The organism is Streptomyces daliensis (assembly GCF_054782395.1).
On record NZ_BAAGSO010000028.1, the window covers coordinates 1 to 16375 of the forward strand.

Genomic DNA, 16375 nt, shown 5'->3' on the forward strand with positions numbered 1-16375 from the left:
ACCGGCGCGGTGATCGGTATCGACTGGGGCGTGCGGGAGACGGCCACCACCACCAGCGACGCCCATGACCTTCCCCACCCGCGGCACGGGCGCACGGCGGCGCACAAGCTGGCCCGGTACCAGCGCATGATGGCCCGCCGCCGCCCTGCGAAGGGGCAGGCGGCGTCGAAGGGCTACCGCGAGGCGAAACGGCAGACAGCGAAAGCGCACCAGAAGCTCGCCCGGCAGCGCCGCGAGACCGGCCGTAAGTGGGCCAAGCGCGTCGTCCGCGACCATGACGCCCTGGCCGTGGAGGACTTCCGCCCGAAATTCCTGGCAAAGTCCACCATGGCGAGGAAGGCCGCCGACGCCGCGATCGGCGCCACCAAACAAGCCCTGGTGGAGATGGCCCGCAAGCACGGGCGCATCCTGCACCTGGTCCATCCCGCGCACACCACCATGGACTGCGCACGGTGCGGAGCGAGAACCAAGCACGCACTCCCCCTCTCCGAAAGAACGTATGCCTGCACCACGTGCGGAGCCGTCTCGCCCAGAGACAAGAACTCCGCACGCGTGATGCTGGTCCGGGCTGGTCTGCACCCCGGCTAGCGCTGATCGTGCAAGCCCTGCGCGCCCGCCGGGCCGCAGGCGACGTGAGCTAGGAATCCCCCTCATTGATGAGAGGGAGGCGTCAAGTCCCAGTGGTTGCCCTCTGGGTAGTAGATGTTCCCGGAGGCCGACTTCCACTTGGAGCCGCCTATGGAGGCGAAGTTCCCGGTGATGTAGTTGCCGGTGTGGGGGTTCCTCTCACTCGGTACGGGGAAGGGGAGCCGGGCCGTCAGGAGACGCCGCAGGTGGGCGCCGACCAGTAGCGGCTGGAGCGGTGGTCGACGTGGGTGTGGTCGTCGTGCCCCGGATAGCCGGGCCCGAGGATGCCGTTGAACCCGTGCGCACGGGCCTGCTTCGCGAGGGTGCACAGCGAATGCGGCCCCGAGCCCAGGTCGGCGGCGTCACCGTAGAGGTGCCTGCTGCTGGGCGCCCCGCCGACCGCGTCGTTGCACGCCTTGGACCGGAAGCCGCTGGTGACCCTGATCGACTGGTCGCCTAGCGCGTGCCGCAGCGCCTCCAGCTTCCACATGGTGAGCAGCGCGTTCGCCTTGGCCTGTGCCGCGCTGACGGCGCCGCCGCTCCAGTCGCCGTTGCAGTTGTTCAGCTCCGCGTAGGAGAAGTGGACGGGGGTGCAGTCGTCGTCCTGGAGCGCGTAGAGCTTCGCGTACGTCGCGGATCCGGCGACTCCGTCGGCCGCCAGCCCGTACGCCTGCTGGAAGCGGGTGACCGCCGCCTTGGTCGCGGGCCCGAAGGCACCGTCGACGGCGAGGACCGAGCCGCTGCCGGGGTAGCCGGAGACGCGGATCTGGAGCTGTCGCACGTCCTCGCCCGAGGCGCCCTCGGAGAGGGTGCGCGGCCAGGTGTAGCAGCCGTCGGCGACGGCGGCCGTGAGCGCCGCCCGCACGTGCGGGGGCGCGGCGGCCGAGGCGGCACCGCCGCCCACCAGCAAAGATGCCGCGATCATGACAAGGCCGACAACGGCCCCTGGCATTCGTCCGAGCATGGTTCCTCCATGCGCTGTGGGGTGGCATCCGAGACTGGCGTGACAGGCGTGACCCGTCAACTACGCGCGGAGAATGCCATTGGACGAGGCCACTGGCGGCACGGGTCCGGCTGACGCCGGTTCGGGGCGGTCCGGTCCGACCCCGGTCCGGGAGCGCGTCGGCACCCGTACGACGTGCAGGCCGGAACGCGGCACAAAGAGGGCGGACCAACGCCCGCACAAGGGGTCCCGGACCGATGCCCGGTACACGGAGTACGGCTCGACGCCCGGCACACGGTGAACCCGGCCGACAGCCGAACAACAAGGCCGGCTCGACACCCGCGGGGCACCCGGGCTGGCGCCCGGCACGAATGAGACCGCGCCAGCGCCCGGCCAAGGGCCCCGGGCCGGTGCCCGGCACGCAAGGATCAGCTCGCACCCGGCACACGGTCAACTCGGCCGACGGCCGTATCGCAGGGCCGCCCCGACACCGACGCGGGCACGGCGCGAGGGCCGGGTGGACACCCGGTACGCGGTCGATTCGGCCTACGGCCGAACAACGCCGACAGCCGAACAACAGAGCCGTCCCGGCACCGACGCGGGCACGGGCCCGACGTGGGCGCGGCACGAAGGCCAGCACGACACCCAGCGCACCGTGAACTCGGCCGACGACCGAACAACGCCGACAGCCGTACAACAGGGCCGCCCCGACACCGACGCGGGCGCGGTGCGACGGTCGGCTCCGTGCCGGTCGCGGCACCGGAACACGCAGCGTCCACGCTCGGGACCGGGCACCCGGGGATCGCACCGGACCCGCCTCGCGGTCAGGGCCGACGCCCCGAACCGGAGCCGGGCCGGACCGCTGCCGTCACGCACCCCACGTGGCCCGGTACAGCCGCGTACGGCTCCGTAGGTCCACCGGCGCCCCGGGGCCGCACGGCCCCGCGCCGACGGAGCCGCACCCGGAAACCAGCGCATCCGTGTCCGCGGGACCACCCCGCGGACACGCGTCACTCGTTCGGCACGACCTCGTAGCGCGGGGTGCCCTCGGCCATCTGCCGCAGCGCGTCCTTGCGCTCGCGCTTGGAGAGGCGGTCGATGTAGAGGTAGCCGTAGAGGTGGTCGGTCTCGTGCTGGAGGCAGCGCGCGAAGTAGCCCGTGCCCTCGATGACCACCGGCTTGCCCGAGGCGTCCTGGCCGCGCACCACCGCGTAGTCGGGGCGGGCCAGCGGCGCGTAGGCGCCGGGGACGGAGAGGCAGCCCTCGTTGGAGTCGTCCAGGGCGCGGCGCTCGGCGGGCAGTTCGTCCAGCACCGGGTTGCAGACGGCCCCGACGTGCCGTACGCCGTCGTCGTCCGGGCAGTCGTAGACGAAGACCTTCAGATCGACGCCGATCTGGTTCGCGGCGAGGCCGACGCCCTCGGCAGCCCGCTGGCTCGCGAACATGTCGTCGATCAGCTGGGCCAGCTCGTCGTCGAAGGCCGTGACGTCCTTGCACTCCTTGTGGAGCACCGGGTTGCCGACGACGGTGACCGGCCGGGCCGTGCCGCGCTCGCGGTGCGCGGCCTCGCGTGCCTCGCAGTCCTTGGTGTCGTCGACGAACTCGACGCCCGCCCCCGCCTTGGTCTCCTGCTGCTGCGCCATTCCGCCGTACGCCTTCCTCACAACCTGATTCGTCGCCCTACAGGGTACGGGGCGCACGGCGCCGCCCGCCCCGGCAGACCCCCGCGGGACGGCCCTCGCGCCCCGACCTCAGCAGACGTCCTCAGCAGACCTCCTCCAGGTCACGCCACTCGCGGGTGTCCGGGCTGTCAGCGACCCAGCCGTCCAGCAGCCCCCGCACCAGCGAGGCGGGCGCCGCGAGGCCGCACTCGCGCTCCGGGACCCACAGGTCCCCTGGGCCGCCCGCCGTCATATGGCCCAGCGGCCCGGGGTGGCCGGGCGAGCTGTGGTCGTGCGGGTCCAGGTGGGTGGAGCCGTCGCCCTCGTCGGCGGGCATCCGGCTCTCCGAGCAGGAGCGGCACAGCAGCCGCACCGACGACGACCAGTCCTCGGCGGCGAAGCCCGCGTCGGCCGCCAGGCGTTCCAGCGCGTCCCTGTCGGCCTCCGTGGCGGCCTCCAGCAGCACGACCCAGGTGGGCACCGGGGAGGGCGCCCACAGCTCGATCTCGTCGAACACGGGGTACGAGGGCCCCGCCGTGGTGGTGCGCTCGCCGTGCGGGACGCCGTCGTGCAGCACGACCTCGCCCCAGCGGCGGCCCGAGGAGGGCAGCGGGATGCTCTGGAGCTCCATCCGCGCCGGGTCGATCCTGCGGCCCCACACGACCTCGGCCTCCCCCTCAGGGGAGAGCCGCACGGCCGCGCTGCCCAGCTGCATGCCCGTCGGCTCGCCGACAGCCGCCGCCGACTGCGCGGCACCCGGCACCCGCAGCCCGTACGCCTGCCAGGCGCGCCGCGCCAGGGGCCAGTCCTGGAGCGCCGTGGCCGCGATGCCCACGTTCCACCAGTCGGGCGCCCCTGCCTCCCTGTCCAGCAGGGCCACCGCCCGCAGTCCCGCCGCGCGTGCCTGCTCCCAGTCGTGCCGGAACTTGTGCAGCAGCGCGAGGTTGAACCAGGACTCGGACAGCCACGGCTCCAGGTCGGCGGCGCGGGTGAGCAGTGCTCCCGCGTCCTCGTACCGCCCGTCGCCGATGAGCGTGAACGCGCGGTCGGTCGCCTGCCGCCAGGAGGCGGAGGGCCGATGCCGCACCTTGCCGAAGATCCTCACGATGTTCCCGCCTGATTCCCGCCTGTTGATTCGCCGCCGCCCGGTCTGCTGCTGCGCCTTGTGCGTCGTACGCGCCCTGTTCGCTGTGTGCGCCTTGTGCGCTGTGTGAGCTGCGTGTGCCTCTTTCGCGGTTCCCCTCTTCGCATCCAACCATGCCCACCGGGATGCTCGCTCACTACCCGGGAGTCACGCCTTCGACCCCCCGCGAGACGACCCGGGCCAGCGCTTCGACCACCCGGGGCTCGTACTCGTGGGCGCTGCCCAGCCGCAGCCGCTCCAGCGCGCGCAACGAGCCCTCTATTCCGGGCTGCCCGGCCACCATGTCCTCGTACGCGTTGGCGACGCGGACTATGCGCGCTGTGAACGGCTGGTCACGGTAAGGATCCGCCTGCCGTTCCACCACTACGGCGACATCGGCCGCCACTCCGGTCTTCCTGACCACCGCGCCGCCCAGCTGCGCGATGCGCCGCCGCTCGGCCGGATCCAGGTCCTCGGTGGCGCCGCCCACCACGGGGTCGACGAGGGAGAGCTGCCCGATGTCGTGCATCAGCGCCGCGTACTCCAGCACCGTCAGCTCGGGCTCGCTCAGCCCCAGCTCGCGGCCTGTCGCGGTGCTGAGGGCCGCCACCCTGCGGGCGTGCCCGTGCGGGGTGTATCCCGCGACCTCCGTGGAGCGGGCCAGGGAGGCGATGGTCTGCCGGTACGTCGCCCGTACGGCCGCGTAGCGCCGGAAGGAGAACTGGGTCAGCAGCAGGGGCACGCAGAACACCGGAAGCGCCCACAGGCCCGCCACGGCCACGCCGAGCGCGAGCACGGCCCCGGTGGCGGCGATGGCGGGCACGATGCCGAGACGGGCGCGCAGCGCGTCCCGCAGCAGCGGGCAGAAGGGCCTGCCGGTGCGGGCCCTGGCCAGCACGGACCCGAGCAGCGCGTCGCAGACCCCGGTGAGCAGCGTCACGGCCAGCAGGCACAGCGCGTGGTACGGGCCCGGGCTCAGCAGCGCCGGCAACCCGCCGGTGTTGTAGAGCGGTTGGAAGCACGTCGCGGCGAACCCGACGCCCAGGACGCCGCGTACGAGGTGGTCGGGCGAAGGGGCACGGCCCAGCGCCACATGCGGGGCCAGCCCGGCGAGCGTGGCCAGGACGGCGACGGCGACGCACTGGAGGGCGCCGTGCGTGCTGGGCTGCCCCGCGACCTCGCCGAGCAGCGCGTAGCCGAGCGCCCCCGCCGCGCCGACGGGGCCCGCCGTGGCTGAGCCGTCGCCGTCGTCGCCGTGCGCGGCGCCCGGCAGGCGTACGCGCACGAGTTCGCCGACGGCGATCACGAGGCCGAACACGACGGCGGTGCCCGGCTGTTCCAGGCCGTGCCACAGGGTCCAGGTCAGTGCCGTCACCGTGAGCACGGCTGCCGCTCCGTACACGGCGACGACCGCGCGGCTCATGTGTGCCGCGCCGTGCTGCCGGGGCTGCTTCCCGCGGGGTGCGCCTCCTGGGGTCCGGCAGGGCCGTCGGAGGGCGGCCCTCCTGGGGCGCGGGGCGGCCCGAGTGCACCGCTCTGGCCGCCCTGGTGGGAGGGTGCCGGTACGTTTCCGCCGCGCCCCGGCCCGGCACCTGGTGCGTCGGCCGTGACCGCGGGGGACCAGCCCTGGCGGTCCAGCGCGCGGGCGAAGGCGCGCACCACGCGGGGGTCGAACTGCGTCCCGGCGCACCGCCTCAGCTCCTCCAGCGCGACGGACACGGGGCGGGCGCGGCGGTAGCTGCGCGTCGAGGTCATCGCGTCGAACGCGTCGGCCACGGCGACGACCCGCGCGAACTCCGGGATCTGGCCGCCGCGCAGCCCGTACGGATAGCCGCTGCCGTCCAGCCGCTCGTGATGGTGCAGGATCGCGGCCCGCGCCTCGTCCAGGAAGCCGATGCCGCGCACCATCTCGTGCCCGTACTCGGGGTGCAGCTCGATGACGGCGCGCTCCTCGTCGGTGAGGGGCCCGTCCTTGCGCAACACCCGGGTGGGGACGCCGAGTTTGCCCACGTCGTGCAGGATGCCCGCGAAGCGCAGCGCCTCGGTGCGCTCGTGGTCCATGCCCAGCTCGCGCCCGATGAGGACGGAGGCGCGGCCGACGCGCTCGCTGTGGCCGCGCGTGTAGCGGTCCTTGATGTCCACGGCCTGCACCAGGGCGCGGATGGTGGCCTGGTGGGCGCCGCGCTCGCGGTGGTACTGCGCGAAGACCCAGCAGCAGATGTACATGGGCAGCAGCACGAACAGGGCCGCTACGGGACCGTACGGGCTGCGCCAGAGGACCGCCATCATCAGCCCGGCCAGCCCGTGCACCAGGTGGGGAACGGCGGCGAGCGAGAGCTGGCCGCGCCAGGCGGTGCGTACGGAGCAGCGCTCGGCGGCGACGAGGACGGCGCCGTCCAGCAGCGTGACCACGGCGCAGAACGCGAACGCGGCGGCTGCCGCGGGCAGCAGCGCGTACGGGAAGTCGGCGACGGCGGCGGGCAGCTTGGGCGAGGGTGCCGCGGGGCCCACCGTCAGGGCCGCCTGCGCCTGCGCCGCCGCCCACGCCGCGAGGCCGAGCTGCGCCGCGTGCCACAGGCGGCGCGCGGTGCCGTGCCGGGACTGCACCCGCCCGATGAGCGCCCCCGGCACGGGCACGAGGGCTGCGGCGGCCGGAGGCAGCAGAAAGACCCCGGTGAGGAGGACGGGAAAGAAAGCGCCCATGTTCTTGGGCACCTTGTGGCCCATGAGGGGGCAGCGGGGCGCGTACTCACAGATCGCGTAGAGCACGGCCAGCGGGAGCAGCGCGAGCCACTCGGTCTCCCGGAAGCCGATGACGGCCGGAGCCGCGCACAGCCCGGCCGCGCAGACGGCGCCGCCGATGCACGCACGGGCCGCCCCCGGCAGCCGCGCCCCCGTTTCTCGTGCACGCATCGCACGTCTCCTCCCCGTACCGCACAGGAAAGGGAGGATAGGACGGGGGAAACCGATACCGGCGGGTCATGCGCGTATTACTTCTTAAGAGACCTGTCTCACTCACACGAACGAGTGAGACAGTCGTGAAAAACGTGCGGGAAGTGCCGAACTCCCGTACTACGCACGCGTCTTGACCTCGCCCGCCCCCGCCCGGGGAGGGAGGGGGCGCGGTGCCGGGGCTCGGAGCCGGTGCTCGGCCCGGCGGCGTCGGCGGCGTCAGGCCAGGTGTTTGCCCGCGTCCGACCGCGGGGCGGAGGGCGCGGCGTCGTCCCCGGGCTGTCCCGGTGCCTCCGCGGTCTCTGCCGTCTCCGCCGCGGGCTGGTCGGGGACCTCGCCCGCCTGGCCGGAGCGGATCAGATCGATCCGGTCCATCACCTTGGAGCGCAGGTCGGTCGGCACGTCGTCCTGGCCGCAGCAGCGCTTGACGAGCTTCTTGACCTCCTGCTCCAGGCCGTACTTCTCGAAGCAGGGCGAGCACTCGTCGAAGTGCTCCTTGAACTTCTCACAGTCGCTGTCCGGCATTTCCCGGTCCAGGTACTCGTAGAGGTGGTCCAGCACCTCGGAGCAGTCCGTCTCGTGCGGCTCTCCGCAACTCATGAGCCCGAGCCTTTCCGGTCGTGCGACGCTTCTCCGCTCGCGGACGCACCGGCGGGGGCGAGCCCGCGGTCGCGCGCGTAGTCCTCCAGCATGCCGCGAAGCTGACGCCGCCCGCGGTGCAGACGGGACATCACCGTGCCGATGGGTGTCCCCATGATGTCGGCGATCTCCTTGTAGGCAAAGCCCTCGACGTCCGCGAGATAGACGGCGATGCGGAACTCCTCCGGGATCGCCTGGAGGGCTTCCTTCACATCCGAGTCCGGAAGGTGGTCGAGCGCCTGTGCCTCGGCCGAACGCAGTCCCGTGGACATGTGCGACTCGGCGCGCGCAAGCTGCCAGTCCTCGATCTCCTCGGCGGCGCTGCGCTGCGGCTCGCGCTGCTTCTTGCGGTACGAGTTGATGAAGGTGTTGGTCAGGATGCGGTACAGCCACGCCTTGAGGTTGGTGCCCTCACGGAACTGGTGGAAGGACGCGTACGCCTTGGCGTACGTCTCCTGGACCAGGTCCTCCGCATCGGCCGGGTTGCGCGTCATGCGGAGCGCGGCCGAGTACATCTGATCAAGGTAGGTGAGGGCGTCCCGTTCGAAGCGCTCACTGCGCTCCGCCTCGGTCTCCTGCTTGGCACTGCCGGCGTCTTCGGTCCCGGTGACCGGACCCACCTCCTCCGATGTCACGGCGAGCCCGAACGAGGACCCGCTCGAATCGGAGAATAGACGACGTTCCACTCCGTCCGCCGCCGGAATCTTCGCGCCACCGGCCAACGCCAGCGTGGCCCAGTCCACCTCGGCGGCCTGGGGGCGCTGCGGGCAAGCGACAGAACCCATAGGGGCGGCTCCCTCTCCTCGTGACGTCGCGACAGCCCGTACAACACGCGTATCCCGGATCGCATTCCCGGGCCGCGCGGATCTTCTTCCCTTTGTTTCCGCCGAGAGGGTGGCCGGGCGCTGGCCCCGGGGCCGGGCCCAGGGCCGGAAAGGGTTCTAGAGCCCCGTCAGCCCCTCCAGCCAGGTGCGTACCGCCTCCGTCAGGACGCCGAGCGCCTCCTCCTGGCCGATCCCGGCCCGCTTGGGCACGGCGAAGCCGTGGTCCCCGTGGGGCACCTCCACGACGCGGGTGTCCCCGGGCAGTCCCGACGGGAACTCGTCGGGGCGCCCGAACGGGTCCCGTCCGCCCTGGACGACGAGCACCGGCAGCCCCGTCCCCGTCAGCTCCGGGGCGCGCGACTTCTCCGGCTTGCCCGGCGGGTGCAGCGGAAAGGAGAGGGCGAGCACCGCGTGGGCGCCCAGTTCCGCGCCCGTACGGCAGGCGACGCGGGCCCCCGCGCTGCGCCCGCCAGCGACGACGGGCAGCCCGGGGCCCAGCAGCGCCGGCCACAGCGCCGTCCACGCCGCGTCCAGCGTCCGGGGCGCCGGGGCGACCTTCTTGCCCGCGACGCGCCACGGCTGCTCGACGAGCGCGACGCTCACGCCCGTGGGCGGCAGCGCGGCGGCCAGTGCGACGAGGTCCCGCGCCTCGATGCCGCCGCCCGCGCCGTGGCCCAGCGCGAGCACGGCACGCGCGCCGGCGCCCGCCGCCTCGGCGGTGTGCCAGGTGACGCGGGCCTCCCCCACGGGCGTCGGAACGGTCTCGCGCACGGCGCCGGTGCCCGTGCCCTCGGTGATCTCACTCATGGGAGCATCCTGCACCGCGCGCCCCGGAGAGGCGCAGGACCGGGGCCGTCGGACCGGGCCGTCGGATCAGAACAGCGTGCCCACCTCGGGCCCGTCCAGCTCCTTGACCAGTTCGGGGCTGTTGTTGCGCACGTTGCTGACCTCCGTCGAGACGGGGTAGGCGCGCATCAGCCCGGCCGGGGGCGGCTCCAGCAGAGGGCGCAGTTCGTCGGGGTCCGTGCGCGAGGGGTCGAGCCAGGCGTCCCAGCGGTCCGGGGTGAGCATCAGCGGCATGCGCGGGTGGATGTCGGACAGCGCGCGCGGCCCTTCCTCGCCCGAGTCGCCCGCGAGGGGCGTGGTCTCGGCCTCCGTGGTGATCACCGTGCAGGTCACCCACCAGGCCCCCGAGTGGTCGTCGGGCAGGGTCTTGTCCCGCCAGAACTCGTAGAGCCCCGCCATGGCCATGACCGAGCCGTCCGCCGGGGTCACGAAGTACGGCTGCTTGCGCGGGCGCTTCTTCTTGCCCTCCTGCTCCAGGTCCAGCTCGCCCTTGGCCGTCACCCGTCCCCTCGGGCCTTCGGCCCTGGGGAGACCCCACTCGTAGTACCCGTCAGCGGGGAGCAGGCAGCGGCGGGCCGCGAAGGGGCGCCGGTAGGACGCCTTCTCGTGGACGGTCTCGGCGCGCGCGTTGATCATCTTCACGCCCGTGTCGGGTGACTTCGCCCACCCCGGGACCAGCCCCCACTTGAGGACGCGCAACTGGCGCACGGGGCGCGGATCGTCCGAGCCCTTCAGCGGGCGGTCGAGCACCGCGTACACCTGCTTCGTGGGCGCGACGTTCCAGTCCGGCGCCAGCGCCTCCTCGGGCTCCCACTTCTCGACATCGAAGAGGCCCACCAGATCCTCGGGCTTCCGGCTCGCTGCATACCTACCGCACATAAGTGCCAGACTGCCACGGCACAGTGACACGGATGGCGGAGTCGTCCCGGCTACGGCACGCGTCGTAGGGAGAAGCAGCCCGCCGCCGTCCGTTGTACCGGCGTCCGGCGGGGAACGAACGGGGAGAGCTAGGGGAGAGATGGACACCGCGAACATCACCGACATCTGGGACCGGGTCTTCGGCACACAGCCGGACCCCGACCAGTGGCTGGTCGTCATCACCGGTCTCGTCGCTCTCGCCGCCGTGCTCCCGCACGGCGTCTGGCGGGTGTCGCGGAACGCGGTGACGATCGCCCACGAGGGCGGCCACGGTCTCATCGCACTGCTCTCGGGCCGCCGTCTCGACGGCATCAGGCTGCACTCGGACACCTCGGGCCTCACCGTCTCGCGCGGCAAGCCCACCGGCATCGGCATGGTGCTCACCGCCGCCTCCGGCTACACCGCCCCTCCCCTGCTCGGTCTCGGCGGCGCCTGGCTGCTCGCCGCGAACCACATCACGCTCCTCCTGTGGAGCGCGACGGCGCTGCTGCTGGCCATGCTGCTCATGATCCGCAACGCCTACGGCGTGCTGACGGTCTTCGTCGCGGGCGGCGCCTTCCTGCTGGTCTCCTGGCTGACGGACGCCGAGGTGCAGGCCGCCTTCGCCTACGTAGTGGTGTGGTTCCTGCTGCTGGGCGGGGTGCGCCCGGTCTTCGAACTACAGCGCAAGCGCAGGGGCTGGAGCGGCGCCCGCGGCCGCGTCGCGCACGCGTTCCACGGCCGCCAGGGCGGCCAGGGCGGGGAGCCCGATTCGGACGCCGACCAGCTCGCCCGCCTGACGAACGTCCCTGCGGCGATGTGGCTGGTGCTCTTCCACGCCGTCGCGCTCTGCTCCCTCATCGGGGGCGGCCGGTGGCTGCTGGGTCTGTGACGGCGGGAGCGCGCGCGGCGGCGCGAGGAGGGGGCGCGTGCCGGACTCCAGGCGGCGCGCGGTGCCCTTACCAGTGCCATGTTTCCGTGGCATTTCTCCGATTCTGATCAAGATCCCCGCCCAGGCAGAGCCATTAAAGTGAGACCCATGACCGACCACACCACATCCGCCGCCCACTGGTCCGCGCCGCTCGCGTCCTCCCCCGTGGACGCGACCGTCACCGTGCCGGGATCGAAGTCGGTCACCAACCGCGGACTCGTACTCGCGGCGCTCTCCTCGGAGCCCGGCTGGCTGCGCCGCCCGCTCCGCTCCCGCGACACCCTGCTGATGGCCGAGGCGCTGCGCGCCATGGGCGTGCACATCGAGGAGACGGTGTCCTCGTCCAGCGCATCGGCGGGCCCCGGCGCGGGCGCCACGAGCGCCGCAGCCGGTGCGGGCGAGGCGTGGCGCGTCATCCCCGCAGGGCTGTCGGGCCCGGCCACGGTGGACGTCGGCAACGCGGGCACCGTGATGCGCTTCCTGCCCCCCGTCGCCGCGCTCGCCGACGGCGACATCCGCTTCGACGGGGACCCGCGCTCCTACGAGCGCCCGCTGCACGGCGTCATCGACGCGCTGCGCGCCCTCGGCGCCCGCATCGACGACGAGAAGCGCGGCGCGCTCCCGATGACGGTGCACGGCAGCGGTTCGCTGACCGGCGGCACCGTCGAGATCGACGCCTCCTCCTCCAGCCAGTTCGTCAGCGCCCTGCTGCTCTCGGGTCCCCGCTTCAACCAGGGCGTCGAGGTGCGGCACGTGGGCGGCAGGCTGCCGTCGATGCCGCACATCCGGATGACCGTGGACATGCTGCGCCTGGCCGGTGCCCAGGTGGACGCCCCGGAGGACGGCGGCGAGCGCGACACATGGCGGGTCACGCCCGGCGCGCTGCTCGGCCGGGACCTGACCGTCGAGCCCGATCTGTCCAACGCGCAGCCCTTCCTCGCCGCGGCGCTCGTCACCGGCGGCCGGGTCACCATTCCGGACTGGCCGAAGCACACCACGCAGCCCGGCGACGCGCTGCGCCGGATCTTCACGGAGATGGGCGCCACCTGCGAGCTGGACGAGCGCGGCCTCACACTCAAGGGCAACGGCCGCGTCCGGGGCATCGACGTGGACCTGAGCGAGGTCGGCGAACTCACCCCGGGCATCGCCGCGGTGGCGGCCCTGGCGGAGAGCGAGTCGGTGCTGCGCGGCGTCGCCCACCTGCGGCTGCACGAGACCGACCGGCTCGCCGCGCTCACCAAGGAGATCAACGGCCTCGGCGGCGATGTCACCGAGACCGAGGACGGGCTGCGCATCCGCCCCCGCACCCTGCACGGCGGCGTCTTCCACACCTACGACGACCACCGCCTCGCCACCGCCGGCGCCCTGCTGGGCCTGGTGGTCCCGGACGTCCAGGTGGAGAACATCGCGACGACGGGCAAGACGCTGCCCGACTTCCCCGCACTGTGGTCGGGGATGCTCGGACAGCCCGTCGGAGAGAGGGCCTAGGCCGTGTCGTCAAAATTTCGTCTGTGGGGCTGGGCCATGCACGCACATCTGCCGCGTTGTCAGTCGTCGGCGCAGCCCGCTGCGCTCTCCTCCCTCCGCCTTGCATCTGCACGCACCTGACCCCGCCCCACACCGCCCTAGCGGGCGGAACGACGCTATTCCGACGACACGACCTAGAGGGCTCCCCGCGATGCGCCGCTACGGCAAGAACACCGACGAGGACGACATCCGCGTACGCCCCAACCGCAAGGGCACCCGTCCCCGCACCCACACCAGGCCCAAGCACGAGGACGCGTCGGAGGGCCTGGTGGTCACCGTCGACCGGGGGCGGATCACCTGTCTCGTCGACGGCCATGAGATCACCGCGATGAAGGCGCGCGAACTGGGCCGCAAGGGCGTGGTCGTGGGCGACCGCGTCGCCATCGTCGGCGATCTGACGGGCGCCAAGGACACGCTGGCGCGCATCGTGCGCGTCGAGGAGCGGACGTCGGTGCTGCGGCGGACGGCGGACGACAACGATCCGTTCGAGCGGGTGGTGGTCGCCAACGCCGATCAGCTCGCCATCGTCACGGCCCTCGCCGACCCCGAGCCGCGCCCCCGCCTCATCGACCGCTGCCTGGTCGCCGCCTTCGACGCGGGCCTGGAACCGCTGCTCGTCCTCACCAAGTCCGACCTCGCCCCTGCGGGCCCGCTGCTGGAGGCGTACGAGCCGCTGGGCGTGCGCTCCGTCGCCACCAGCAGGGACGAGCTGGAGGAGGGCGGCGCGGCGGAGAAGGTGCGCGAGCTGCTGTACGGGCACAGCACGGCCTTCGTCGGGCACAGCGGTGTGGGCAAGACGACGCTGGTGAACGCGCTCGTGGAGCGGCAGCGCGCGACGGGCCACGTCAACGCCGTCACGGGACGGGGCCGCCACACCACCACCTCGGCGCTGGCCCTGCCGCTGCCTGGCGAGGCGGGCGGCTGGGTCATCGACACCCCCGGGGTGCGCTCGTTCGGCCTGAACCACGTGGACCCTTCCCGCGTGATCCACGCCTTCCCCGATCTGGAGCCGGGCACGGCCGAGTGCCCGCGCGCGTGCAGCCACGACGAGCCGGACTGCGCGCTGGACCAGTGGGTCGCGGACGGACACGCCGACCCGGCCCGGCTGCACTCGCTGCGACGGCTGCTCGCGACGCGCGAGCGACGCGAAGGGGATTGATCGCGTCCGGTCCGTCCCCGCATGCATACTGACCCTTCCTGGGGAAATACCCCCAGATCCCCACACGGAAGAGCGACAGGACCGGGCCGCTGTGGACATGATCCCTGTGGACGGGACCGGGCCGCTGTGGACGAGCCGGTGACGGCGCGGGAGCGACGGAGGCGATCCGAATGGCGTGGCTGCTGGTCATCGTCGCGGGGATTCTCGAAACGGGATTCGCGGTCTGCCTCAAGCTCTCCCACGGCTTCACCCGCCTGTGGCCCACGGTCGCCTTCTGCGTCTTCGCGCTCGGCAGCTTCGGCCTGCTGACGCTGGCCCTCAAGCGCCTGGACGTCGGCCCGGCCTACGCGGTGTGGACAGGCATCGGCGCGGCCGGTACGGCGATCTACGGCATGGTCTTCCTCGGTGACGTCGTCTCCGTACTGAAGCTGGTCTCCATCACCTTCGTGATCGTGGGCGTGATCGGCCTCCAGCTCTCGGGCAGCGCGCACTGACCTCCGGGTCCCGTCGGCCCCGTCGGGCTTGTTCGGCCACCGCTTCCGGTTCCGCTTCCGGTTCCGCTTCCGGCCGCCGCCTCACTGCCGCGCGAGCAGCGCCCGTACGACCTCGCCGACCCGGCCGCACGTGTCGTCGTCCCGCGAGTCGTCCGGCGCCACGACGTACGACAGCGCGATCCGCAGCCCCGCCTCGTAGGCGCGGCCCAGCGCGGGCAGGGACGTCGCGGGCGACAGCGCGCCACCGGAGGCCAGCCCGGCGACCGTACGGTCGCACAGCACGGCGGCCAGCTCGCCCGGCTCGCCGGGGAGCGCCCCCGCTGACGCGTGCCGGGTGGGCGCGGGCAGCGGCATGCGCGCGCCCCAGCAGCCGGTCAGCGCGGCGTGCACGATCGGCTCGTCCCGCGCGGTCCGCAGCATCCACGCAGCGGCGGCGGCGCAACAGGCCGCCGGATCCGCGCCCTTGCGGCCCGCCTCGGCCGCCGCGCGTGCCGCACCGTCGAGGAAGCCCTCCACCAGCCGGTCCACCAGCGCTGCGCCCAGGCCCTCTTTGCTGCCGAACTCGTTGTAGAGGGTCTGCCGGGAGACTCCCGCCGACGCGGCGACGTCCACCATCCTGACCCCCGTCCACGGCTGTGCGCCCACCGCCTCGTGGGCGGCTTCCAGCAAGGTCTCGCGTGCAGTCGGCATCGTGGCCTCCCGTACCCGACGGCTGGGGTGCGGCACAGAATTGACGCGCCGCCAGGAGGTGTCAAGACATCGCGCATATTCCGGGTGGTCTGGCCCACGACAAGTCTGTGCGCGCGGACACGGTGCGGCCGTTCGGACGCGGTCGCGGACCCGTTCGGCCCTGCCCCGGACCCGTTCGGACCCCACCGGGCTGTGCTCCTGTGGCTGGGTGTGCAGGCGCTCGATACTGTTCGTACATGCTGGACTACCACGATGATCTGCGTCTCGCCCATGTCCTCGCGGACGCCGCCGACGCCGCCACGATGGAGCGTTTCAAGGCCCTCGACCTCAAGGTCGAGACGAAGCCGGACATGACTCCCGTGAGCGACGCCGACAAGGCCGCCGAGGAGCTGATCCGTACCTCGCTCCAGCGCACCCGCCCGCGCGACGCGGTGCTCGGAGAGGAGTTCGGCACCGAAGGGCACGGCTCGCGCCGCTGGGTCATCGACCCGATCGACGGCACCAAGAACTTCGTCAGGGGCGTGCCCGTCTGGGCCACGCTCATCGCCCTCATGGAGTTCGGCGAGGGCGGCGACCGCCCCGTCGTCGGCGTCGTCTCCGCGCCCGCGCTCAACCGGCGCTGGTGGGCCGCCAAGGACAGCGGCGCCTATACGGGCCGCAGCCTCACCAAGGCCACCCGGCTCCACGTCTCCGAGGTCTCCAACCTGCGCGACTCCTCGTTCGGCTACTCCTCGCTGCACGGCTGGGAGGAGCGCGGCATGCTGGGCGGCTTCCTCGATCTGACGCGGGACTGCTGGCGCACGCGGGGCTACGGCGACTTCTGGCCGTACATGATGGTCGCGGAGGGCGCGATCGACATGTGCGCCGAGCCCGAGTTGTCGCTGTGGGACATGGCCGCGAACGCCGTGATCGTCGAGGAGGCCGGGGGCACGTTCACAGGCCTGGACGGCGGCCGGGGCCCGCACAGCGGGAGCGCGGCGGCCTCGAACGGGCACCTGCACGAGGACCTGCTGCGCTATCTGACCGCCTGACCGCTAGGCGATCGCGCCGGGCCCAAACATG

Annotated in this window: 16 protein-coding genes; 6 read left to right on the forward strand and 10 right to left on the reverse strand. The window is 72.8% G+C overall.

Annotation, left to right across the window (positions count from 1 at the left end; translation table 11 throughout):
- A partial coding sequence (locus tag ACYVOO_RS06190) for an RNA-guided endonuclease InsQ/TnpB family protein (protein ID WP_461014623.1) occupies positions 1 to 588 on the forward strand: 588 nt, incomplete at its 5' end.
- Between the two features lie 229 nt (positions 589 to 817).
- On the opposite strand, the gene ACYVOO_RS06195 is transcribed toward ACYVOO_RS06190, so the two are convergent.
- The 9 genes from ACYVOO_RS06195 to ACYVOO_RS06235 form a co-directional block, all read right to left on the reverse strand.
- Positions 818 to 1591: a D-Ala-D-Ala carboxypeptidase family metallohydrolase gene (locus ACYVOO_RS06195; RefSeq protein ID WP_461014624.1), complete on the reverse strand. Its 774-nt coding sequence runs from the start codon at positions 1589 to 1591 to the stop codon at positions 818 to 820.
- A gap of 989 nt (positions 1592 to 2580) precedes the next feature.
- Positions 2581 to 3213 (reverse strand): peptide deformylase, encoded by a 633-nt coding sequence (def, locus tag ACYVOO_RS06200; RefSeq protein WP_461014625.1) that lies wholly within the window; start codon positions 3211 to 3213, stop codon positions 2581 to 2583.
- Between the two features lie 121 nt (positions 3214 to 3334).
- Positions 3335 to 4336 (reverse strand): tetratricopeptide repeat protein, encoded by a 1002-nt coding sequence (locus ACYVOO_RS06205; protein ID WP_453345387.1) that lies wholly within the window; start codon positions 4334 to 4336, stop codon positions 3335 to 3337.
- 175 nt (positions 4337 to 4511) lie between these two features.
- Complete coding sequence (locus ACYVOO_RS06210; RefSeq protein WP_461014626.1) at positions 4512 to 5777, reverse strand: HD-GYP domain-containing protein; 1266 nt, start codon at positions 5775 to 5777, stop codon at positions 4512 to 4514.
- Positions 5774 to 7267 (reverse strand): HD-GYP domain-containing protein, encoded by a 1494-nt coding sequence (locus ACYVOO_RS06215; protein ID WP_461014627.1) that lies wholly within the window; start codon positions 7265 to 7267, stop codon positions 5774 to 5776. The genes ACYVOO_RS06210 and ACYVOO_RS06215 overlap by 4 nt, the downstream gene beginning before the upstream one ends.
- 258 nt (positions 7268 to 7525) lie before the next feature.
- Positions 7526 to 7906 carry a mycothiol system anti-sigma-R factor gene (gene rsrA, locus ACYVOO_RS06220; protein ID WP_461014628.1) on the reverse strand — a complete coding sequence of 127 codons (381 nt, stop codon included), beginning with the start codon at positions 7904 to 7906 and terminating at the stop codon, positions 7526 to 7528.
- Positions 7903 to 8565: a sigma-70 family RNA polymerase sigma factor gene (locus ACYVOO_RS06225; RefSeq protein ID WP_453345507.1), complete on the reverse strand. Its 663-nt coding sequence runs from the start codon at positions 8563 to 8565 to the stop codon at positions 7903 to 7905. Before ACYVOO_RS06225 ends, rsrA begins: the two co-directional genes overlap by 4 nt.
- Positions 8566 to 8886: 321 nt before the next feature.
- Positions 8887 to 9576 (reverse strand): alpha/beta hydrolase family protein, encoded by a 690-nt coding sequence (locus ACYVOO_RS06230; RefSeq protein ID WP_461014629.1) that lies wholly within the window; start codon positions 9574 to 9576, stop codon positions 8887 to 8889.
- A 66-nt stretch (positions 9577 to 9642) separates the two neighbouring features.
- On the reverse strand, positions 9643 to 10494 hold the full coding sequence (locus ACYVOO_RS06235; protein ID WP_461014630.1) for an SOS response-associated peptidase: 852 nt from the start codon (positions 10492 to 10494) through the stop codon (positions 9643 to 9645).
- Positions 10495 to 10633: 139 nt separating this feature from the next.
- Between ACYVOO_RS06235 and ACYVOO_RS06240 the strand changes: the two genes are divergently transcribed.
- From ACYVOO_RS06240 to ACYVOO_RS06255, 4 genes are all read left to right on the forward strand, one after another.
- Complete coding sequence (locus ACYVOO_RS06240) at positions 10634 to 11404, forward strand: M50 family metallopeptidase (protein ID WP_461014631.1); 771 nt, start codon at positions 10634 to 10636, stop codon at positions 11402 to 11404.
- A gap of 147 nt (positions 11405 to 11551) precedes the next feature.
- Entirely contained in the window at positions 11552 to 12931 is a 1380-nt protein-coding gene (gene aroA, locus ACYVOO_RS06245; RefSeq protein WP_461014632.1) for a 3-phosphoshikimate 1-carboxyvinyltransferase, read from the forward strand.
- A 190-nt stretch (positions 12932 to 13121) separates the two neighbouring features.
- Positions 13122 to 14129 carry a ribosome small subunit-dependent GTPase A gene (gene rsgA / locus ACYVOO_RS06250; protein ID WP_461014633.1) on the forward strand — a complete coding sequence of 336 codons (1008 nt, stop codon included), beginning with the start codon at positions 13122 to 13124 and terminating at the stop codon, positions 14127 to 14129.
- Between the two features lie 170 nt (positions 14130 to 14299).
- Positions 14300 to 14623 (forward strand): DMT family transporter, encoded by a 324-nt coding sequence (locus ACYVOO_RS06255; protein ID WP_453345378.1) that lies wholly within the window; start codon positions 14300 to 14302, stop codon positions 14621 to 14623.
- An 81-nt stretch (positions 14624 to 14704) separates the two neighbouring features.
- Here ACYVOO_RS06255 and ACYVOO_RS06260 read toward each other — a convergent pair whose 3' ends face one another.
- On the reverse strand, positions 14705 to 15313 hold the full coding sequence (locus ACYVOO_RS06260) for a TetR/AcrR family transcriptional regulator (protein ID WP_461014634.1): 609 nt from the start codon (positions 15311 to 15313) through the stop codon (positions 14705 to 14707).
- Between the two features lie 236 nt (positions 15314 to 15549).
- Here ACYVOO_RS06260 and hisN point away from each other — a divergent pair, with 236 nt between their 5' ends.
- On the forward strand, positions 15550 to 16344 hold the full coding sequence (gene hisN / locus ACYVOO_RS06265) for a histidinol-phosphatase (RefSeq protein WP_453345376.1): 795 nt from the start codon (positions 15550 to 15552) through the stop codon (positions 16342 to 16344).
- Positions 16345 to 16375: the final 31 nt, after the last annotated feature.